Origin of the sequence: Bradyrhizobium daqingense, assembly GCF_021044685.1 — a bacterium.
In the GTDB taxonomy this organism is placed as follows: Bacteria; Pseudomonadota; Alphaproteobacteria; order Rhizobiales; family Xanthobacteraceae; genus Bradyrhizobium; species Bradyrhizobium daqingense.
This window is the reverse complement of record NZ_CP088014.1, coordinates 157,538-177,291: the sequence shown is the minus strand read 5'-3', so window position 1 is coordinate 177,291 and position 19,754 is coordinate 157,538. Positions and strand designations below refer to the sequence as shown.

The 19,754-nt window shown below is 64.7% G+C and carries 17 protein-coding genes and 1 pseudogene; 10 read left to right on the top strand and 8 right to left on the bottom strand.

What is annotated here, in order from left to right:
* Positions 1-173 precede the first annotated feature (173 nt).
* Positions 174-3,222: pseudogene (locus LPJ38_RS00820) on the top strand (ATP-binding protein).
* A gap of 70 nt (positions 3,223-3,292) precedes the next feature.
* Here LPJ38_RS00820 and LPJ38_RS00815 read toward each other — a convergent pair.
* On the bottom strand, positions 3,293-4,498 hold the full coding sequence (locus LPJ38_RS00815) for an ABC transporter substrate-binding protein (protein ID WP_145630772.1): 1,206 nt from the start codon (positions 4,496-4,498) through the stop codon (positions 3,293-3,295).
* Between the two features lie 165 nt (positions 4,499-4,663).
* Here LPJ38_RS00815 and LPJ38_RS00810 point away from each other — a divergent pair, with 165 nt between their 5' ends.
* From LPJ38_RS00810 to LPJ38_RS00800, 3 genes are all read left to right on the top strand, one after another.
* Positions 4,664-5,431, top strand: a complete 768-nt coding sequence (locus LPJ38_RS00810; protein WP_145630773.1) for a FadR/GntR family transcriptional regulator — start codon at positions 4,664-4,666, stop codon at positions 5,429-5,431.
* 67 nt (positions 5,432-5,498) lie between these two features.
* Positions 5,499-7,112, top strand: coding sequence for an acyl-CoA synthetase (locus tag LPJ38_RS00805; protein WP_145630774.1), 1,614 nt, complete (start codon positions 5,499-5,501; stop codon positions 7,110-7,112).
* A 14-nt stretch (positions 7,113-7,126) separates the two neighbouring features.
* Positions 7,127-8,134: a zinc-dependent alcohol dehydrogenase family protein gene (locus LPJ38_RS00800; protein ID WP_145630775.1), complete on the top strand. Its 1,008-nt coding sequence runs from the start codon at positions 7,127-7,129 to the stop codon at positions 8,132-8,134.
* Here LPJ38_RS00800 and LPJ38_RS00795 read toward each other — a convergent pair.
* Positions 8,131-8,820 (bottom strand): AraC family transcriptional regulator, encoded by a 690-nt coding sequence (locus LPJ38_RS00795; RefSeq protein WP_231088558.1) that lies wholly within the window; start codon positions 8,818-8,820, stop codon positions 8,131-8,133. The two genes, LPJ38_RS00800 and LPJ38_RS00795, sit on opposite strands and share 4 nt — an antisense overlap.
* Here LPJ38_RS00795 and LPJ38_RS00790 point away from each other — a divergent pair.
* Both LPJ38_RS00790 and LPJ38_RS00785 read left to right on the top strand, forming a co-directional pair.
* Complete coding sequence (locus LPJ38_RS00790; RefSeq protein WP_231088557.1) at positions 8,819-8,959, top strand: hypothetical protein; 141 nt, start codon at positions 8,819-8,821, stop codon at positions 8,957-8,959. The two genes, LPJ38_RS00795 and LPJ38_RS00790, sit on opposite strands and share 2 nt — an antisense overlap.
* 425 nt (positions 8,960-9,384) lie before the next feature.
* A complete protein-coding gene (locus LPJ38_RS00785) occupies positions 9,385-10,233 on the top strand; it encodes an outer membrane protein (RefSeq protein WP_145630777.1) in 849 nt (282 codons plus the stop codon).
* Positions 10,234-10,254: 21 nt separating this feature from the next.
* Here the strand turns inward: LPJ38_RS00785 and LPJ38_RS00780 are convergent, their stop codons facing one another.
* A complete protein-coding gene (locus LPJ38_RS00780) occupies positions 10,255-11,454 on the bottom strand; it encodes an MFS transporter (RefSeq protein WP_145630778.1) in 1,200 nt (399 codons plus the stop codon).
* 186 nt (positions 11,455-11,640) lie between these two features.
* On the opposite strand from LPJ38_RS00780, the gene LPJ38_RS00775 reads away from it, so the two are divergent.
* The 3 genes from LPJ38_RS00775 (at position 11,641) to LPJ38_RS00765 (ending at position 14,575) form a co-directional block, all read left to right on the top strand.
* A complete protein-coding gene (locus LPJ38_RS00775) occupies positions 11,641-12,444 on the top strand; it encodes an MBL fold metallo-hydrolase (RefSeq protein ID WP_145630779.1) in 804 nt (267 codons plus the stop codon).
* A 152-nt stretch (positions 12,445-12,596) separates the two neighbouring features.
* Positions 12,597-13,613, top strand: a complete 1,017-nt coding sequence (locus tag LPJ38_RS00770) for an alpha/beta fold hydrolase (protein WP_145630780.1) — start codon at positions 12,597-12,599, stop codon at positions 13,611-13,613.
* Between the two features lie 14 nt (positions 13,614-13,627).
* Positions 13,628-14,575 (top strand): fatty acid desaturase, encoded by a 948-nt coding sequence (locus LPJ38_RS00765; RefSeq protein WP_145630781.1) that lies wholly within the window; start codon positions 13,628-13,630, stop codon positions 14,573-14,575.
* Positions 14,576-14,631: 56 nt separating this feature from the next.
* Here LPJ38_RS00765 and LPJ38_RS00760 read toward each other — a convergent pair whose 3' ends face one another.
* Positions 14,632-14,883, bottom strand: coding sequence for a hypothetical protein (locus LPJ38_RS00760; RefSeq protein WP_145630782.1), 252 nt, complete (start codon positions 14,881-14,883; stop codon positions 14,632-14,634).
* A gap of 97 nt (positions 14,884-14,980) precedes the next feature.
* Positions 14,981-16,000 carry a helix-turn-helix transcriptional regulator gene (locus tag LPJ38_RS00755; protein WP_145630783.1) on the bottom strand — a complete coding sequence of 340 codons (1,020 nt, stop codon included), beginning with the start codon at positions 15,998-16,000 and terminating at the stop codon, positions 14,981-14,983.
* A gap of 88 nt (positions 16,001-16,088) precedes the next feature.
* On the opposite strand from LPJ38_RS00755, the gene LPJ38_RS00750 reads away from it, so the two are divergent.
* Positions 16,089-16,733, top strand: a complete 645-nt coding sequence (locus LPJ38_RS00750; RefSeq protein WP_145630784.1) for a glutathione S-transferase family protein — start codon at positions 16,089-16,091, stop codon at positions 16,731-16,733.
* Between the two features lie 204 nt (positions 16,734-16,937).
* Here the strand turns inward: LPJ38_RS00750 and LPJ38_RS00745 are convergent, their stop codons facing one another.
* The 3 genes from LPJ38_RS00745 to LPJ38_RS00735 all read right to left on the bottom strand — a co-directional run bounded on the left by LPJ38_RS00745 (position 16,938) and on the right by LPJ38_RS00735 (position 19,746).
* Positions 16,938-17,723 carry an enoyl-CoA hydratase/isomerase family protein gene (locus LPJ38_RS00745; protein ID WP_145630785.1) on the bottom strand — a complete coding sequence of 262 codons (786 nt, stop codon included), beginning with the start codon at positions 17,721-17,723 and terminating at the stop codon, positions 16,938-16,940.
* A 247-nt stretch (positions 17,724-17,970) separates the two neighbouring features.
* Positions 17,971-18,189: a hypothetical protein gene (locus LPJ38_RS00740; RefSeq protein WP_145630786.1), complete on the bottom strand. Its 219-nt coding sequence runs from the start codon at positions 18,187-18,189 to the stop codon at positions 17,971-17,973.
* A gap of 117 nt (positions 18,190-18,306) precedes the next feature.
* A complete protein-coding gene (locus tag LPJ38_RS00735; RefSeq protein WP_145630787.1) occupies positions 18,307-19,746 on the bottom strand; it encodes a TAXI family TRAP transporter solute-binding subunit in 1,440 nt (479 codons plus the stop codon).
* Positions 19,747-19,754 lie beyond the last annotated feature (8 nt).

The following is a 19,754-nucleotide window of genomic DNA, read 5'->3' as shown; positions in this document are numbered from 1 at the left end:
TGCAATTGCTATCACTCGAAATTGTGCTTCGTCCAGAGAGCTACGGATCGGTGATGGAGCCATACCGCTTGCAAGTTCGATTGCCTTGACTCTTTCGATGGGTAATCTTGCGCCGGGCTCCTTGCGAGCGCCGGTCGTCAAGCGACGGCGCTGCAGCTTTTGAAGGCACGGAAATGCATTGTGTCGCGTGTCAGTCGGCGATCGACCCAGGCGATAGCTGGTGCTCCAGTTGCGGGGTGGCGGTGCGCCGTTCCGAGCCGGACAACGAACGCCGGTTCGTGACGATTCTCCGTGCCGACGTCGTCGATTCCACCGGGCTTGTCGCCGATCTCGATCCGGAAGAGGCCGTCTCCCGCCTGGAGCCGGCACTGGCCGCCATGAGAGGCGCGGTGCGCCAGTTCGGAGGCATCGTCAGCAAGGAATTGGGCGATGGCGTTTCCGCGGTGTTCGGCGCCCCGATCGCGGACGACAATCATGCCCCCCTGGCCTGCCATGCGGCGATCGAATTGGTCCGGCGCGTCGTCGGCCTGGGCGATCCCGGGCTTCAGGTCCGGGTTGGTCTGCACTCGGGTCATGTCGTCGCCTACATGGTCTCCAGCGAGTTTTCCAAGGTCTACGAGATCGGCGGTGCCGCCCAGCATCTGGCCGCTCGCCTGGAATCTGCGGCGGAGGCGAATCAGATTTACGTGTCGAAAGCCTGCCAGGAGCTTGCCGAAGGACATGTCCGATTCGAGTATCTCGGCGGCAAGCCGCTGCGCGGCTTCAATCAGGCCGTGCCGGTCTACCGCATCGTGGGGGCGAGCGATCTGTCGAGCTGGCGGGTGCGGCGTGCCCGCAGCGTCTCGCGGTTCGTCGATCGTACGACGGAGCGGGCATTGCTGGCTCGTGCCGTCGAGAGCGCCAGAACGAGCCGGCGGACGGTCCTGCTGCTCGGCGACGCCGGCATCGGCAAATCGCGACTCGCGCACGAATTCGTCCAGGAGCTCAGATCCCATGGTTGGCGCCTGATCGACGCCGAGTGCAGCCCGAACCTCCAGGGGGCCCCGTTCAGCACGCTCAAGCGCGTTCTGCTATCGGCCCTCGAGATGGCCGCCAAGGATCCCGACAGCCCGTCGGATCCGCGGAAGGATCTCGGCGAGATCGCGCAATGCGCGCTCGATGCGGTGCTCGATCTGCCGACGTCGAATCCTCGCTGGTCGCAGCTCGAGCCTCACGCCCGGGGACGTGCGATCTCCGATGCAAGCTGCGCCGTCATCGCGAGCATCGCCCGGCGTCAGCGCACGATCCTGCTGCTCGAGGATCTGCACTGGATCGACCGGGCCAGCGATGCGGTCATGGCCACGATAGCGTCGCTTCAGGCACCAGGTCTTCTCGTCCTCCTCACCTCCAGGCCCACCGGCATGCCGGTGTGGATTGCGCGCTGCCATGCCGAGGTCGTCGCGATGCAAGCTCTCGACGACGATTCCGGGCTGGCCATGCTCGCCGACATGCTCGGGCCCTCCGCGGCCAACGACGATCTGAAGAATCGGATCATCTCGCACACGGCGAATGTCCCTCTGTTCATCGAGGAGGTGTGCCGGGGTTTGCGGGACAGCGGAACGCTCCACGGCCAGTGGGGCGATCTGGCGCTGGTGCGCCCGAGAGCTGGGCATTCCCTCGAGCATCCAGGGCGTGATCGCGGCGCGCCTCGATCGCGTGTCGCGCCAGGAGCGCGCCATCCTGCAGATCGCGGCAGCGCTGGGACCACGATCGAGCGTCGCCATGCTGCGTGATCTCGCCGAGCTGCCCGAAAGCGTCCTTCAGGATTGCCTTGCGGCGCTCGATCGCGCCGAGCTGCTGGTGAGGATCGACAGCGAATTGGACGATGTGCTCGAGTTTCGGCACGAGATGGTCCGCCAGGTGACCTATGACTCGATGGTCGAGAAGGTGCGCGAAGCCATCCACGCGCGCATTCTCGCGAGGCTGGAGGGCGATGGAGCAGGCGCGGATCAACCCGATGCGCTGTGCTACCACGCCGTGCGGGCCCGCGATTGGTACAAGGCGTTCAGTCACGGCAAGAGCGCGGGACGAAAATGCCTGAGCCGGTCGGCGTTTTCCGACGCGGCCAGCTATTTCGAGATTGCGATGGGCTCGCTCGACAAGACGCCGATGACGCCTTCGCGGGAGGCCGATGCCATCGATCTGCGGATGGAGGCCCGCGCGGCGTTCATCGCGTCCGGTCAGGTCGCCGAGTGGCTCGACCTCGGAATGGATGCCGAACGGCGGGCGGACGGGATCGACGATATTGGACGCAAGGTCGCCGCGATGACGGTTCGAGCCGGCGCGCAAAACTTCTACGGCGCGCCGGTCGAAGCCGTCGCTGTCTCGGAAGAGGTGGTCCGCCTCGCTCAGGAATGGGACAATCCGGGTTGGCTCAATCTCGCCCGCTACGGTCTCGGGCAGGCCTATTTCCTCGCCGGCCGGTACCGCGAAGCCGAGCGCACGCTGGCGCTGGCCCGCACCCAGCTGGCGGGTCCGCAAGCCAGCGCTCCGATCGGGACGACGCCGAGCTATCTGCTCGTCCTCTGCTGCATGATGAAGAGCTTCACCCACACCGTCATGGGTGAGCTCGATGCCGCCCAGCAGCTCCAGCGCGAGGCTGCCGTCATCGCCGAGGAGACAGGCCGTCCCTATGACCGCGTCGCGGCCGCCTATAGCGGCGGGTGGCTGAAGCTCGGGCAGAACGATCCGGCCGCCGCCGCGTCCATCCTCGAAGACGGATTCGTGCTCGCGCAGAAGCATGGCATCCGGCTGTTCGTGCCGGTGCTCGCCTGTCACCTCGGCATCGCCTATCTGGAGCAGGGCCTGTTCGACCGGGCGCGGGGCATGCTGACGGAAGCGCGCGAGGAGGCGAAGGCGGTCGGCTACACCTCGGCGGTGCTGCGCAGCTCGATCTATCTGGCGCTGGCCGCCCACCGGCTCGGCGACTCCAGGGCCGCGCAGAACATGCTGCGCGAGGCCCGCAATACGGCGCGGCAGCAGGGGTTTTCGGGCCTCGAGGCCGAGGCCCTGTTCGGCGAAGCCGTGGTGACGCCGCCCTCCGATGCCGAAAGCAAGGCGGCCATCCGCGCTTCCCTGCGTGCCGCCATCGCGATCGCCTCCGAAAACGGCGCGCGGCCGCTTCAGCACAAGGCCGAGGCGATGCTGAACGAGATGCTGGCAAGCGGTGACGAGGTGACCTGACGGTTGGCTGGAGCCACTCGGCTGCGCGCGGCTCAGGCGCGCGGGGCCGTGCCTCGCGCGCCTGTCAGCCTCACTTCACCAGCGGGCAGCCGCCGTCCTTCAGCGGTCGGAACGCCTGGTCGCCGGGCACCTCTGCGAGCAGCTTGTAGTAGTCCCACGGTCCCTTCGACTCCTCCGGCTTCTTCACCTGGAAGAGGTACATGCTGTGCACCATGCGGCCGTCCTCGCGCAGCACGCCATTGTCGGTGAAGGCATCGCGCACCGGCAGCTCGCGCATCTTGGCCATCACGGTCTTGGTGTCCCGGGTGCCCGCGGCCTGCACGGCCTTGAGATAATGCAGCGTCGCACTGTAGGTCGCGGCCTGGTTCATCGTCGGCATGCGCTTGACCCGCTCCATGAAGCGCTTGCCGAAGGCGCGAGTCCTGTCGTTGAGATCCCAGTAATAGGCTTCGGTGACGATCAGCCCTTGCGCGAGCTTGAGGCCCAGGCTGTGCACGTCGGAGATGAACATCACGATCGCAGCCAGGTTCTGACCGCCGGCGACGATGCCAAACTCGCCGGCCTGCTTGATCGCGTTGATGGTGTCGCCGCCCCCGTTGGCGAGCCCGATGATCTTGGCCTTGGAAGCCTGCGCCTGGAGCAGGAACGACGAGAAGTCGGCCGTATTGAGCGGATGCTTGACGCTGCCGAGCACCTTGCCCCCGGAAGCCTTCACCACGTTACCGGTGTCGCGCTCGACGGAATGACCGAACAGATAGTCGGCGGTGAGGAAGTACCAGGTGTCCCCGCCATTCTTGACGATGGCGCTGCCGACAGTCTGCGCATTGGAGTAGGTGTCGTAGGTCCAATGCGCGGTGTAGGGCGAGCAGGATTTTCCGGTGATGTCGGAGCTCGCCGCATCCGTCACGATCATGATCTTCTCGTATTGCTTCGACAACTCCATCACCGCGAGTGCGGTCGCCGAGGTCGGAAGGTCGATGATCATGTCGACGCCCTCGGTCTCCCACCATTTGCGCGCGATGGTGGAGGCGACATCGGGCTTGTTGAGCACGTCGGCACTGATCATGTCGATCGGCTTGCCGAACATCTGCCCGCCGAAATCCTCGATCGCCATCTTCGTGGCCTCGACATTCCCCATGCCGCCGATGTCGGAATAGACGGAGGAGAAGTCGGAGAGCACCCCGATCTTGAGAGGTGCCTGCTGGGCAGAGACGGGCGAGATCAAGACAGCCGACAGCAGGCCGGCCGCAGACGCGAGGGCTGCGATAGGTCTCATGGCTACGTTTCCTCTGACTTGGGACTATCCTGTCCCTTTGTCCGACAAAGTTAGAAGCAGCTTCCTGCGGAGTCAATTTGTTCGCAATGCAGCCTGCCTGATGTAGTTTGACGCACCCTTAGCGATCCAATATGGTTTGTCGGACAATCGACATCGGAGGCCATCTTGCCTGTCGCGCCGCTGTTTCGTCCGATCGATGTCGCGCCGGCATATCAGAAGGTTGCCGACGCCATCGAACGCGAGATCGTCAATGGCCGCATCAAGCCGGGCGATCCCATCGGCACCGAGCACGATCTCGTCCGCCAGTTCGGCGTCAACCGCTCGACCATCCGCGAGGGCATCCGTGTGCTGGAGGAGAGCGGTCTGATCCGCCGCGATTCCTCGCGCCGACTGCATGCCTGTCTGCCGCGCTACAGCAAGCTGGCGAGCCGGCTCAGCCGCGCTTTGGTCCTGCATGAGGTCACCTTTCGCGAGCTCTACGAGGCCTCGATGACGCTGGAGGTCGCGAGCATCGAAGGCGCGGTGGAGCGTGCGACGGAGGAAAACATCGCCGAGCTCGCGGCCAATCTCGCACGTAGCGAGGCCGTGGTCGGCGATCCCGCGATGCTCGCCGAATGCGACGCCGAATTCCACGTGCTGGTGGCGAAGGCCTCGCAGAACCGTGTGCTCCAGCTCGCGCGCGAGCCGGCCGCGCAATTGTTCTATCCGACCACCGAGATGATCGTGAGCGGCGTTGCCGAAGGTGGCCCGCGCCTCGTCGCGGCGCACCGCCATCTGATCGATGCGATCCGCCGCCGCGACCGTGAGGCCGGCGTGCTGTGGACGCGCCGGCACTTGCAGGACTGGCGGCGCGGCTTCGAGAAGATCGCCTCGCTCGATCGCTCGGTCGAGCACATGTACATGGAGCATGCGCAGGCGGCCCGGCGCAGATAGCGCAAAAACAAGACGCAAGATTTCGATCAAGAAATCCCGCAAACAAAGACGTTGGACGGAGGAACACATGACCGGCGACACCGCAGCCATCATTGCGAAGGCACGCGAGCATTCCATTGGCGATCTCCTGCGCCGTTCGGCGGGGCGGGAGCCGAACAAGCTTGCGGTGAGCTGCGGCGGGGTGAGCTGGAGCTTTGCCGAGATGGACACGATCTGCAATCGTCTCGGTCGCGGTCTCCTCGGCCTCGGTGTCAAGAAGGGCGACCGTCTCGCGGTGCTGTCGCGCAACTCGCATGCCTTCGCGGCACTGCGTTTCGCGGTGGCGCGGATCGGCGCGGTCCTGGTGCCGATCAACTTCATGCTCAATCCGGACGAGGTCAATTTCATCCTGAAGAGCTCCGGCGCAAAGCTGCTCGCGACAGGCCCCGATTTCGTCGAGCCGGCGCGCGCCGCCACCGCCAAGGATTGCGCCGTCGAGAAGATGATCTGGCTGCCGGGCGAGGATCCGGCCACGGCGCCTGCGGGCCTCACCACCTTCGACGATCTCCTCCATGCCGACGGCTCGTTCCTGGAGGCGTCGGTCGACAGCCGCGATCTCGCGCAGATCGTCTATACCAGTGGCACGGAGTCGCTGCCCAAGGGCGCGATGCTGACCCATGAAGCCGTGATGTGGCAGTATGTCAGCTGCATCATCGACGGCGGCATGAGCGTGGACGACAAATTCCTGCACGCGCTGCCGCTGTATCATTGCGCCCAGCTCGACGTGTTCCTGGGACCGCAGGTTTACCTCAGCGCCTCCGGCGTCATCACGGGCAAGCCGACCGCGGACAACATCCTGGCGTTGATCCAGGCCCACAAGATCACCTCGTTCTTCGCTCCGCCGACGATCTGGATCGCCATGTTGCGGTCGCCGAACTTCGACAAGACCGATCTGTCGACACTCCAGAAGGGCTATTACGGCGCCTCGATCATGCCGGTAGAGGTCCTGCTCGAGCTCCAGCGCCGCCTGCCCAACGTCAAGTTCTGGAATTTCTACGGCCAGACCGAGGTCGCGCCGCTCGCGACCGTGCTGCGGCCCGAGGACCAGCTGCGCAAGGCCGGCTCCGCCGGCAAGCCGGTGCTCAATGTCGAGACGCGGGTGGTCAATACGTCCATGGAAGACGTGAAGGTCGGCGAGGTCGGCGAGATCGTGCACCGCTCGCCGCATCTGCTCTCCGGTTACTACAACGATCCCGTGAAGACGGCGGCGGCGTTCTCGGGCGGCTGGTTTCATTCCGGCGATCTCGCCACGGTCGATGACGAGGGCCACATCACCGTGGTCGACCGCGTCAAGGACATGATCAAGTCCGGCGGCGAGAATGTCGCGAGCCGCGAGGTCGAGGAGATGGTCTACCGCATCCCCGCCGTCTCCGAGGTCGCGGTCGTAGGCCTGCCGGATCCGCGCTGGATCGAGGCTGTGACTGCGATCGTCGTAGTCAAGAGCGGCGAGGCGCTGGACGAAGAGACCGTCATCAAGCACTGCGCCGGCCAGATGGCGCATTTCAAGGTGCCGAAGCGCGTGATCTTCGTGGATGCCCTGCCGAAGAATCCGAGCGGCAAGCTGCTCAAGCGCGAGCTGCGTCAGCGCTTCGTCGGCGGCGAGACGCTCGACAAGGCGATCCAGAAGAATTTCGGTACCTGAAACGGAGCGTTGCCATGAAAGCCTGGCAGGTCGTGCGTGACTGGTCGATCGAAGGGATGGAGCTCGCCGATCTGCCGGAGCCTACGCCTGCGCCGGGCCAGGTCGCCGTGCGGATGAAGGCAGCATCGCTGAACTATCGCGACCTGCTGACCGTGCAGGGCAAGGGCGGCGTTTCCAGATTGCCGCTCATTCCGTTCTCGGATGGCGCCGGTGAAGTGATCGCCGTGGGTGAGGGCGTAACCCGTGTCGCCGTCGGGGATCGTGTCTGTCCGATGTTCTTCCAATCCTGGATCGATGGGGAAGTTTCGGCAGCCGCTCGCCGCTACGCGCTCGGCGGCACGCGGCCGGGCGTCCTGCAGGAGGTGATGGTGCTCGACGCCGAGGGCGTCAGCCACATTCCCTCGCATCTGTCGTTCCAGGAGGCCGCTACGCTACCCTGCGCCGGCCTAACAGCTTGGCGTGCGTTGTTCGAACATGCCAAGGTACAGCCCGGCGACACCGTGCTGGTGCAGGGCACAGGCGGCGTGTCGATCTTCGCTCTGCAATTTGCAAAGCTCGCTGGCGCAAGCGTGATCGTGACCTCATCGAGCGACGCGAAGCTCGAACGCGCCAGGGCGTTAGGTGCCGACCACACCATCAACTATCGATCGGTTCCGGAGTGGGGCAAGGCCGCGGCGGCGTGGAGCGGCGGCGGCGTCGATCATATCGTCGAGGTTGGCGGCAAGGATACGTTTGCGCAATCACTGGAGGCCGCGCGCGTCGGCGGTACGATCTTGGTGATCGGCATCCTCACGGGCGTCTCGCAGCAGATCGCGATCTCGAGCCTGTTCGCCAAGAACCTGCACGTCATCGGCCTTTCTGTCGGCAGCCGCCGCATGTTCGAGGCCATGGCCGCTGGCATCGGACGGAACGCGATGAAGCCAGTGATCGACCGCACCTTCGGCTTCGAGGCCGTGCCGGATGCGATGCGTCTGATGCAGCGCGGCGGCCATTTCGGCAAGATCGTGGTCGAGTTCGCCTAGCTGGCGTCGCCGGCCAGCTTCCTCATGTCATCCGGCGTCTGCCCGAAGCGGCGGCGAAACACGCGGTGGAAGTAGGAGACGTCGTGGAATCCCGCAAGATGCGCGATCTCGATGATCTTGCGCGTGCGCATGGCGGGATTTCGAAGCAGACGCTCGGCGCGCAGCAACCGCTGCTCCAGCACGAAGCCGCTATAAGTGATGCCGGCCTGCTCGAACAGCAACTGGATGGTGCGCGGGCTGATCCGATGCGCGGCGGCAAGATCGGTGAGCGACAGCGCAGGACTGTCCAGCTGCGCCAGAATGTCCGATTTCAGGGTTTGGAAACGCGCCGCCGCGAGGCCGCGCAGTCGCGCCTCGTCGGCGACATCGCCGCGCGCCCCGATCATCAGCACGGCGAGGTCGAACAAATGTTGGGAGACCGCATCGAGCTCCGCGGGCGCGAGCTTGTCCGCATGAGCATGCGCGAGATCGTAATATCGCAGGAACATCGACGTGATCGGATTGGCGCCGGGGATCGACTGCGCGATCAGGTCCTCGGCATTCGGGCACGCGCGCAGCAGCGCCTTGCGCGGCAGCAGCGCGGTCTGGAAATTGCCGTGCTTGATCTGGGTGATGCAGGCGCCCTTGATGGAGGGGTCGCCGATGGTGATGTCGCCAGCGGCGATCTCCAACGGACGTTTGCCCATGGCCCCGCTCAAGGCCGAATTGGGTGACATCGTAACGATCAGTTCGTCGTTCGTCCCCAACGACACGAAAGACATCGGCGTGCCGAACGAGGCCGAGAGCCTGATGCGGGGAAGAATGGCGGGCGCAATGGTCCGGTGAACGCGTCCTTCTCCCACCGGCACGAAATCGACATTCGCCACCTGACGGCAAAACTGCTCGCGCCATTCTTCATAGGCCCGACCGTTCGGATCGCCATCGAATGAGAGTTGCGGCTGGGTCATCGATCGCTGGAATATATGCGCTGACGATTTGATGCGGATTGCATCCTCGTCGGCGCGCCGCGGTGCGGCAACCAGAAAAGCTCCGGATTGCGCAAAAAACCACTCGCAACTGCGCGGTGAGCCAGTGACGAGGTGCCGCAGGTCAGGCGTTCGCGAATTGTGCCCGGATCGCAACAGGCGGCGGCGGATCTGCAGGCCTTCACGTCAGTCCATCCAGCCTTTCGCCACTCCCCACGAACCGCGGCCGCATCCCGCCTATCGTCCCGCCCATAACGATTGGCCGATTGGAAGGAAATTGGTTCGATGACACGGCGTAGGAGCAGTTTGCTGCCCGTTCTTCTGGCACTTGGGCTTGGTGCGCTTTGCGCCACTGATGCAAAGGCCGCCGACATTGCGCTGAAAGCGCCCCCTGCGCCGCCGCCGGTCTTCAGCTGGACCGGCTTTTACGCGGGCGTTCACGCCGGCTACGGCACCGGTGACGGCAACGCCGCCTCGGTCGATCCCAGCGCGCTACTGGCCCTGTTTCCCGGCGTCAACAATGCGACGTCGACGGCGTCGGCGCCATTCACGCTCGGTGTGGGGCAATCCGGCTGGCTGGGCGGATTGCAGGCCGGCTACAATTGGCAGGCCGGTCATATGGTCGCCGGTGTCGAAGCCGATGTCAGCGTCTCCGGGATTGGCGGACGGGCATCTGGAGCTTATGCTCTACGCCCCGTTTTCCTCGTCGGGGATTTCGACAACTACACCGGCAGCGTGACGGTGACCCAGGACATTGATTATCTCGGCACGCTGCGCGGCCGCCTGGGTTATGCCAGCAACAATTGGCTGCTTTACGCGACGGGCGGTCTCGCCTGGGCGCATGTCAAGGCAAGCCTCGACAGCAGCCATGCGCGCCTGACTAACAATCTGCTCATCGCGGGATTTCCCGGCGCGCTGGACGGTCACGCCTCGGCAAGCGGCTACAATCTCGGATATGCAGTCGGCGGCGGCGGGGAATGGTCGTTCGCGCCGCGCTGGTCGCTCAAGGCGGAGTATCTGTATCTCTATCTCGGCCGCCAGCTCTCCTTGTCGATTCCCGGAACGAGCATGCCGGCCAGCGACATCGAACTGCACACGCTCAGGATCGGCCTGAACCGGCAATTCGCCCCGTGATTCCGGCGGTGGCGGTGAAGCTCAATACTTCTTCACCGTCGCGGCGAAGGCCAGCCACAGTGCCATCGAGGCGAGCCCGAAGCCGCCGAGCAGCAGGAAGGTCGGGCCGTAGCCGATCCATTGTGCGATCCAGCCGCCGAGCGCGGGGCTGAGGCTCGCGCCGACGCCTTGCACGGTGATGACGGCCCCCTGACCGAGGTTGATGCGGCCGGTGCCGTTGAGCGAGCGCGCGACCATGCCGGGAACGGCGACCGTCTGGAGCCCGGTACCGATGCCGTCGAGCACCTGCATCGGCACGACGCCCCACCATCCCGTGACGAAGAAGGCGAGCACGCCGCGGATGGGCAGGAACATGAAGGAGACCAGGATGATCGGCCAGTAGTTGCGCTTGCTGGCGGCCTTCATCGCGATCAGTGAGGTCACGACCATTACGCCCTGCGCGATCACCACGGTGGTCGCGACGAAGGTCGGACCGTTGGCTTGTCCCTCGGCCACCGCGGCAAGTCCGTAGAGCGGCACGATCGCGGCGTTGCCGAGATGGAATAGCGCCAGAGCCAGCGCAAGAACCAGGAGCGCGCGGTGTTTGAGCAGCATCGTGAAGGCGTCGGGCGCGCTGTCGGGATCGTCCTCCTTGCAGCCACGCGCGGCGCGGTCGTCGATCGCCTTGGCTGGAATCATCAGCACGCAGGCGATCGCGATGGCGCCGAACACGGCCGCCAGCGCGAAGACGGCAAAATAGCCATACTTGTAGCCGAGATAGCCCGAGAGCGCGGCGCCCACCATGTTGCCGGCGTGGTTATACGCCTGGTTGCGGCCGTTGAGCGCGTTGAAGCCCTTCTGCTTGGCGATGCCGAGCGTGATGCCCGTGACTGCCGGCACGATCGCGGCGCTCGCCAGCGACTGCGCGACTTGCGAGACCGTCACCGCCCAGAAATTTTGCGAGATCAGGATGATCGCGGAGGCCGAGACCACGCAGATGCCGGGAATGACGACCCACATCCGCTTGTTGCGGCTCGAATCGATGAAGCCCCCGATCGGCGTGGTCACCAGCATGCCGGCGACATTGCCGATCGTCATCGCAGTGCCGATCAGACCGGGCGCCCAGCCGCGCTCCTGGAGGAAGACGCCGATGAAAGGCCCGATGCCCGACTGCATGTCGGCCATGAAGAAGTTGAGCGCAAACAGGGGCCAGATACGAGACGTTGAAGGGCGCGATGTCATCGAGACGCTGAACTTGGTGCTGCCGATCGCATCGGATCTCGCATGAGGCGGGGACTGCGGGCCAATGGGGCCTGCGGCGGACCAGAACTTAACCTGTGCTCATCGCGTTGGTTCCGGCCGCCCTTGTGATCGCAGGCTTCGCGAATTCATGCCAAACTTGCGACGGTCTCAATCAGGATCACGGCCATGCCACTCTGGATCTGCGAAACCTGCGGCGCACAATTTCCGGACAGCGGACATCCGCCCGCATCCTGTCCAATCTGCGAGGACGAACGGCAGTATGTAGGTTGGAATGGGCAGATTTTCCTGACGCGCGAGACGCTGGCCGAACGCCACCGCGTCGTTTGGCGCGACGATCTCGGCCTTACCGGCCTCTCGCTCGAGCCGAGCTTCGCCATCGGCCAGCGCGCGCTGCTGGTGCCACTCGGCGATGGTTGCTTGATGTGGGATTGCGTGCCGCTGGCGACCGCGGAGGCGATCGCGCATGTGCGTTCGCTCGGCGGACTCAAGGCCATCGCGATCTCGCATCCGCACTATTATGGCGCGCTCGCCGATTGGAGCGACGCCTTCGGCGGCGTGCCGGTCTATCTGCACGCCGATGATCGCCAATGGGTGACACGGCCGCATGCGTCGATCGTGCATTGGACCGGCGAGAGTCAGCGCATCTCCGACGAGGTGCTGCTGCTGCGCACCGGCGGTCATTTCGCCGGCGCCACCATGCTGCACTCGTCGCGCGCCGCGGACGGCAGGGGCGCGTTCCTCACCGGCGATATCGCGCAGGTAGCGATGGACCGCCGCTTCGTCAGCTTCATGTATTCCTACCCCAACTACATGCCGCTTAACGCTTCCGCGGTACGGCGCATCGCGGCTGCCGTCGAGCCGCTCGCCTTCGATCGGATTTATGGCGCTTGGTGGGGCCGCAATATCGCGCGCGGCGCCAAGGCCGCGTTTGCGGCGTCGGTGGAGCGATATATCGCGGCCATCGCGTGACCTGCGCTCAAACCGTCTTGTGTTCGCTAAATAAATGTACTACTAGTACAGTATATCGACGGCGCAACGATGCGTTTGCTGGTTCGGCACGATCGATGCATCGTTTGTTTGGACGGTCGTGTTCTGCGGCCATGTGAGCGGAAGATGGACGCATGAGCGGGTCGAGCGATTACGAGATTTTCGAGCCGGGCAATGTCACGCTCCAGTCCGGCGCCGTCTTTCCGTCGCTGAAGCTCGCCTATAAGACCTATGGCACGCTGGGCCCTGCCAGGGACAATGTCATCCTCTACCCGACCTCCTTCAGCGCCCAGCACTTCGACACCGAATGGCTGATCCGGCCCGATGGCGTGCTCGATCCCTCACGCTACTTCATCATCATCCCGAACCTGTTCGGCAACGGCCTGTCGTCGTCGCCTTCGAACACCGCCGCGCCGTTTCCGAAGCTGACCTATCACGATGCGATCGCGGTCCAACACCGGCTGCTCACCGAACGGTTCGGCATCTCGAAGCTGGCGCTGGTCTATGGCTGGTCGATGGGCGGCATGCAGGCCTATCATTGGGCGGCGCTGCATCCTGACATGGTCGAGCGTGCGGCGATCGCCTGCGGCAGCGCGCGCTGCGCGCCCTATAACCATGTCTTTCTCGAAAGCGTGAAGGCCGCTCTGACCGCCGATCCCGCGTTCCGCGATGGCCGCTTCGTCGACAAACCCATCGCCGGCTACCGAGCGATGGGGCGGGTCTATGCCGGCTGGGCGATGTCGCACGGTTTCTATCGCGACGAGCTCTGGCGCGATGGGGGCTTCCCCTCGCTGGAGGATTATCTCGTCCGCACCTGGGATACGACCTTCGCGCGGCGCGATGCCAACGATCTCCTGGCGCAGATCGGCATCTGGCAAAGCGGTGACATCAGCGGCTGCCCGGCTTTCGCAGGCGATCTCGATCGCGCGCTGGCCGCGATCAAGGCGCACATGCTGCTGATGCCGGGCGCGACCGATCGCTATTTCGATGTCCGCGACAATGAGGACGAGCTCGGCCGGTTGACCGGCGCGAAATCCGCAGTGCTGCATCCGATCCCGTCGCTGCACGGCCATCGTGCCGGCAATCCCGTTGGCAATGCCCGCGATGAGGCCTTCATCAAGGCCGAGATCGCGGCGCTTCTCAGCAAATAGGGGGGCTTCCGATCATGACTGACGCGACCGTTCCTGAGCCCGGCCACCGCCTGAAGCCGCTGACGCCAGCGATGCTGCGTGAGCTGTCGGTCCGTTCCGATCTCAGGGGCGCCGCGCAGAGCCTCGGCCATTACGGCGTAATCCTGTTGCTGGGCACGCTGATCTGGATCGTCAGCTCGCGCCATGGCGTGCTCTGGGCGCTGCCGCTGATGGCGGTGCAGGGCTATGTCGTCGCCTTCCTGTTCATGGCGGTGCACGAGACCGCGCACAAGACGGCGTTCAAAAGCCGCAGCCTCAATCTGATCGTGGGCAATCTTTCCGCTTTCCTGATCGGATTGCCTTACGAATATTACTGCCTGTTTCACTGGGACCATCATCGCTACACGCAGGATCCGGAAAAGGACCCGGAGCTGATCGTCGGTGTGAAGCCAACCTCCGACACCCAGCTCGCGATCGCCTACAGCGGCCTGCTCCAGGTTGCCGTTCGTCTCCGGCTGATGCTCGGCCACGCCGTCACCGGGAGGGTCACCGCCCCCTGGATTCCCGAGAACAAGCGCGCCGTCATCGTACGCGAGGCGCGTGCCTATCTCGCCCTCTATACGCTGCTCTTCGCGTTGTCGCTGTGGTTCGCCTCGGCGCTTCTGCTCTGGGTCTGGATCGTGCCGCTCGTCATCGGGCAATTCTTCCTGCGGCCCTATCTCTACGCCGAGCATACCGGTTGCGACCGCACCCGCAGCGCCTTCGAGAACACCCGCACCACCTATACCGGTGCGATCGTCAAATGGTTCGCGTGGAACATGCCCTACCATGTCGAGCATCACGCCTATCCCTCGATCCCCTTTCACGCGTTGCCGAAGCTGAACGAGATCGTCGACGGTGAGATCGTCCATCGCGGTCGCGGTTACATCAGAACGACGCGCGAGACCTGGGCCTGGTTTCGCCGGCAGCGGCAGGCGGGATAGCTGAACGCAAAGCTCCGGTCGCGGCGCGACCGGAGCTTTGTCGTGACGGCGAGATATCAGTAGATGCCGTAAGCGCAGACATTCACGACGCGGACGCGCAGGCCGTGACGGGTCTGGACGAGGCGCTCCCGATAGCAGCTGCTGACGCCAGTGTTGAGGTAGATGCCGCCAACGCCCCAGCCGGGACCCCAGTGGTGATGACCGTGATGATGGTGATGGAAGCCGCCGGCCGAGGCCGCGGTGGGGGCGAGAGCGGCGACAGCGAGCGAGCCGGCGGCGATCAGACCAAGTGCAAGCTTACGAAACATCTTCATTCTCCATGTGGCGCAGGGCCATTGTTGTGTCCCTGCATCTCGGTCGGGTCGAAGCGGGAATGCGTTCACGCCGTTGGCTGAGAATCGTGTTTCAGGACTGTTTCGTCGCCCTCGGCGATTTACGCCGCCGCCCGGCTTTCGGCGCCGTGCGATAACGCGCGGCCATGGCCTGCGTCAGCTCGGCCAACTTGTCTCGGAGATCGACGGGCTCGAGCACTTCGGCCTCGGGGCCGAGCCGCAGCAATTCGGACGCCGCATGCCACGACGTCTTGCCCACCGGCACTCTCGCAATGCGCCAGCCATCGGTATCAGCGGTCTCCTCGAGCTGCGTACGCGCCTTGACGTAAGGCTGGCTCAGCGCGTCGAGCAGCTTGACGCCGAACGGCGACAGCCGCACGACCGCGACATTGGGATGCATCTCGGCTTCGAGACGAAGTGTCGCAGCCTGCCAGTAGGCAGCGAGATCGAAATCGGCAGGGCGATCGAAGCGGTCGTCGAGCGCCGTACAGTCGAGCACGCGCGCGACGCGATAGGTGCGAACGCTGCCGTCGACCTGCCCTGCGAGATACCAGCTGCCGCCCTTCAGCACGAGGCCGAGCGGTGCGACCCGGCGCTGCTTCTCCGAGCGCCAGCTATGGTAGCGGATTTTGATCAGCGTCCCGCGCAGAGCCGCGCCGGCGATGCTGCGCAGATGTTTGGGATCCTCGGCCTCGCCGAACCAGCCCGGCGCGTCCAGGTGAAAGCGCTCCTGCATCCGCCCGGCGTCCTCGCGCAAGTTCGGAGGCAGCGCCGCCATCAGCTTGTTCTGGGCGGCGATCATCGCAGCGTCGAGCCCGAGCGCCGCGGCCGGGCCCGGCAATCCCGCCAGAAACAGTGCGCTCGCTTCGCTCTGTGACAGCCCATTCAGCCGCACGCGATAGCCGTCGAGCAGGCGATAGCCGCCCTCCGCGCCGCGGTCGGCATAGACGGGAACACCTGACGCCGCCAGCGCGTCGATGTCGCGATAGATCGTGCGCACCGAGACCTCGCAGGCCTCAGCAAGCTTGGGCGCGGTGACCTGCCCCCTGGCCTGGAGGGTGGTGAGGATCGACAGCATCCGGCTCGCGCGCATGGTTCCTTTGATCATACCTGACAAAGGATGTCAGGTATGATCAGATACAAGCTGCGCCATCGCCAAAAGGCCAGATGGGAGTCCCGCCATGACCGATCCGAACCGCATCACGCTGTATTATTCGCCGCAGAGCCGGGCCACAGGCACGCGGGTGCTGCTGGAGGAGCTGGGCGCGCCTTACGATCTCCATGTCCTCAACATGAAGGCCGGCGAGCAGCGCCAGCCCGCCTACCTCGCCATCAATCCGCTCGGCAAGGTGCCGGCGGTCCGCCACAGCGAAGCGCTGGTGACCGAGCAGGTCGCGATCACCATCTATCTCGCCGATCTGTTTCCGCAGGCGGGGCTGACGCCCGCCCTCAACGATCCGCTGCGCGGGCCTTATCTGCGCTGGATAGCCTATTACGGCTCGTCGTTCGAGCCGGCCATGATCGACAAGTTCATGCAGCGCGAGCCGGCGCCGATCACGCAATCGCCCTATGCCGATTACGACACCATGCTGGGCGCGCTCGAGGCGCAGCTGTCGAAAGGGCCGTATCTGCTCGGCGAGCGCATGACCGCAGCAGACGTGCTCTGGGGCGTGGCGCTCAGCTGGACCATGATGTTCGGCATCGTGCCGAAGAAGGACGTCTTCGTCCGCTACGCCGAGCGCATGACCTCGCGTCCTGCGTTCCAGCGCATCAATGCAGCCGATGACGAGATGGCCGCGCAGCATGCCAAGGCGGTTGGGGGATAGCTGTCGTCCTAACCTGCGCCGTCGTCCCGGGGCGCGCAAAGCGCGAGCCCGGGACCCATAACCACAGGATTTGGTTTGGAGTTACCAGCCCTTTCCACAACCACACCCTGTGGCTATGGGCCCCGGATCGGCGCTCCGCTTCGCTGCGCTTGTCCGGGACGACAGCGGAGAATGAGGCGCCTCCTCGTACTCCTTGGTCAATCCTCAAAACCGCGGCGCTCTCTTCTCTCCAAACGCCTTGATGCCTTCCTTGATCTCGTCGCCGCGCATGCTGTCGCGGTGACGCTGGTCCGCGGCGGCTTCCTCGAGCTCGCCGCGGGCGAACTCGTTGATGGCGCGTTTCATGCCGCGCATCGCCTGCGGCGCGTTGCCGGCGAGGGCGGCCGCGAGCTTGTCCACCTCCTTGTCCAGCAATTCTACCGGCACCATCGCCGTGAGATAGCCGATGCGCAGCATCTCCGGCGCACTGATCTTTTGCGCGGTCAGGAACAGCTTCTTCGCATTGTCGAGGCCGAGCCTGGTCACGTAGCGCTTGATGCCGCTCGGGTAATAATGCAGCCCGAGCCGGGCCGCCGGCATGAACATCTCGGCGGTGTCGACGCCAATGCGGAAATCGCAGGCCAGTGCGAGGTCGGTCGAGCCGCCATAGACCCCGCCGTTGAGCCGGCAGATCGTGGGAACGCCGAGATCCTCGAGGCGGTTGACGATCACCTCGAACGCCGAGCCGGCGCTTTGCTGCTCATGGGCGCTGACGGCGCGCTCCGCCACCGAATTGAGATCATAGCCCGCGGAGAAGGCGCGCCCGGTGCCGGTCAGCACCAGCACGCGAATGGCGGGATCAGTCTCGATCCGGTCGAACAATTTCACCAGTTCGCCCAGATCCTCTGCCTGGAGCCGGTTGAGATGCTTGGGACGGTTGAGGCGGATGGTGGCGCGTGCGTCGGTGATGTCTAGCACGGGGCTGGATGCGGCGTCGGCTGTATCCGACATTCTTGTCTCCACTATTGTTTTCGAGCGCGGGACGTTTTGCATCGTTGCAGCCGGCCGTGGCAGCCGCAAACAGGGCCAAGGCAGAGATCAGCGAAGTGAGACATGCAGGACGGCGGCTCGGTTGGTCTGGGTCCAAGGTTGGACCTCTCGTTGCAAAGTGCCCGCCTGGACCGAGGCCGTCAACGACAGCGCCGGCAGCGTGGCAGGCATCGGCGCCCGCCGGTGGATGTTCCTTCGTTTCTCGGAACTACCTGAAATGCGGCGGTTCGTCATAGCCCCGGCGACTGCTGAAGAACAGCAGCACCATCAGGCCGATGCCGACGACGACGGAAAATCCCGCCCCCAGCGCGAGGGCCCAATAGCCTTCCGTCGGGATCGGCTCGCCTTCGACCGCCATGGCGGAATAGGCGAAATAGCCAACCGCCGTCAGCATTCCCAGCAGGAAGATGATGAGGAGCGTACGCATGCTGCGTTCTCCGGTTGCAATCCCGGAGCCAACGGTTGCAGATGAGGACGGTTCCTGGGTTCCGACCTTCAGTCCACCGTCAGGATGCCGCCTGACCAGAGGCATCAAGCCGGCCGATCAGGCGCTCTGCGCAGTTTTGACCACCACGACGTTGCTGTCGTCGTGCTGAGCGGGGCCGGCATCGCGCGCCGTCTTCTCGGTCTCGCCGGCATGACGTTTCAGATAGTCGCGGCGCATGCCGATCTCGTCGCGGACGAATTCGTAGCCGAGCTTGAAGGTGTCGAGCCCGTCCGTGCTGATCGTGCCGTCTCTGAGGCCGATGACCGCCCCGCGCAAAATGCCTTCCAGCTCGTCCTGGAGGGATTCGAGCTGGTCGAGCGAATGGGCGTGCTCGATCCGCTCGCCGACGTCGAGGATGGCGGTGGAGAGCTCGCTGGCCTTCTCCGGCGCGATCCGCGTGACCTTGGCGTAGATCGCGGCGAAGATCGAGCCGATGATGCTGAGTGCGGCGGCGCCCAGGTACATCAAGTCGCTGTACTTATCCAGGAACGACTTGGTGTCGTCGTTGATGTAATCGGCGGCGCCCCGATGTGCGATCACGAAGGCGTCCTTCTCGACCGAGGCCGGCTCGATCCGGGTGGCAAAGCCGTTGTCGAGCCCGAGCGCGGACTTGTTCTCGTAGACGATGCGCGCGAGCTCGCCCGCGGTGGTCGGTGACATCCTGGATTGCGCGACCAGCAGCCATTCGAGCCCGATCGTGTCGAGGTCGTCGTCGGGAATTTGCGGGGACGTCGACACCGTGCCCGCCGTCAGCGTCTCGTCGGAGATGCCGGGGAATTTGCGCGCCAGCGTCTTGGCTTCCTCGATCGCGTTCAGCGTGAAGCCGCCGCGCTTGGCGGCTTGCTCATAGGACTTGTCCCGCACCGCCTTCGAGGCATGGACGACGCCGATCACGGCGCTGAAGCCGTTTGCCGGGGCAAACAGCTTGTCGAGCGTTGCGCCCTGCGGCGCCATCTGGATCTTCGCGGCATCAGGGCCGTCGGAGACGTCGAGGATGCTGCGGACGAAGGCGAGAGAGGATTCGCTCTCGGCGATCACCGCGACTTTCTTCTTCTTCAGCTCGGCGAGCGACTTGATCTTCTTGTTGCCGGGACCGAGCAGGAGCACGAGATCGTGCTCGAGGACCGCAAGCGCGCGCGCCCGCAGCGGCACCTTGGCGTCCGTGCGCAGCACGGCGAGATCGGCCTGCTTGCGGTCGAACTGTGCGATCGCCTTGGTGTTATCAGCGTTGTTGACGATATTGATCCGCAAGCGGGATGCGTTGTTTTTTAGGAGCGTGGCGAGCTTGGCCGCGAACAGCGCCTCGTCGCTATTGGCAGCACCGACGGCAAAGGTCAGCGTTTCCGAATTGTGCAACAGCGTGCGGCCGGCCCAGACCGTGGCGAACGACAGCAGCAGGGTCAGCACGACGTAGAGGAAAACCTGCTGCTGGTTGGTCTTGATCACCTTGGGACGCCGAGGCGCCGGCTCGGTCGGCGATGGGCCTTCAGCACTCATGGCAGCAC

Excerpts from the sequence above, each read along its gene's own strand:
- LPJ38_RS00740 (WP_145630786.1), bottom strand. The coding sequence starts at position 18,189 with ATGCGTACGCTCCTCATCATCTTCCTGCTGGGAATGCTGACGGCGGTT.
- LPJ38_RS00750 (WP_145630784.1), top strand. The coding sequence starts at position 16,089 with ATGACCGATCCGAACCGCATCACGCTGTATTATTCGCCGCAGAGCCGG.
- LPJ38_RS00815 (WP_145630772.1), bottom strand. The coding sequence starts at position 4,498 with ATGAGACCTATCGCAGCCCTCGCGTCTGCGGCCGGCCTGCTGTCGGCT.
- LPJ38_RS00795 (WP_231088558.1), bottom strand. The coding sequence starts at position 8,820 with ATGGGCAAACGTCCGTTGGAGATCGCCGCTGGCGACATCACCATCGGC.
- LPJ38_RS00790 (WP_231088557.1), top strand. The coding sequence starts at position 8,819 with ATGGCCCCGCTCAAGGCCGAATTGGGTGACATCGTAACGATCAGTTCG.
- LPJ38_RS00805 (WP_145630774.1), top strand. The coding sequence starts at position 5,499 with ATGACCGGCGACACCGCAGCCATCATTGCGAAGGCACGCGAGCATTCC.
- LPJ38_RS00775 (WP_145630779.1), top strand. The coding sequence starts at position 11,641 with ATGCCACTCTGGATCTGCGAAACCTGCGGCGCACAATTTCCGGACAGC.
- LPJ38_RS00765 (WP_145630781.1), top strand. The coding sequence starts at position 13,628 with ATGACTGACGCGACCGTTCCTGAGCCCGGCCACCGCCTGAAGCCGCTG.
- LPJ38_RS00755 (WP_145630783.1), bottom strand. The coding sequence starts at position 16,000 with ATGCGCGCGAGCCGGATGCTGTCGATCCTCACCACCCTCCAGGCCAGG.
- LPJ38_RS00785 (WP_145630777.1), top strand. The coding sequence starts at position 9,385 with ATGACACGGCGTAGGAGCAGTTTGCTGCCCGTTCTTCTGGCACTTGGG.
- LPJ38_RS00735 (WP_145630787.1), bottom strand. The coding sequence starts at position 19,746 with ATGAGTGCTGAAGGCCCATCGCCGACCGAGCCGGCGCCTCGGCGTCCC.
- LPJ38_RS00780 (WP_145630778.1), bottom strand. The coding sequence starts at position 11,454 with ATGACATCGCGCCCTTCAACGTCTCGTATCTGGCCCCTGTTTGCGCTC.
- LPJ38_RS00800 (WP_145630775.1), top strand. The coding sequence starts at position 7,127 with ATGAAAGCCTGGCAGGTCGTGCGTGACTGGTCGATCGAAGGGATGGAG.
- LPJ38_RS00745 (WP_145630785.1), bottom strand. The coding sequence starts at position 17,723 with ATGTCGGATACAGCCGACGCCGCATCCAGCCCCGTGCTAGACATCACC.
- LPJ38_RS00770 (WP_145630780.1), top strand. The coding sequence starts at position 12,597 with ATGAGCGGGTCGAGCGATTACGAGATTTTCGAGCCGGGCAATGTCACG.
- LPJ38_RS00760 (WP_145630782.1), bottom strand. The coding sequence starts at position 14,883 with ATGTTTCGTAAGCTTGCACTTGGTCTGATCGCCGCCGGCTCGCTCGCT.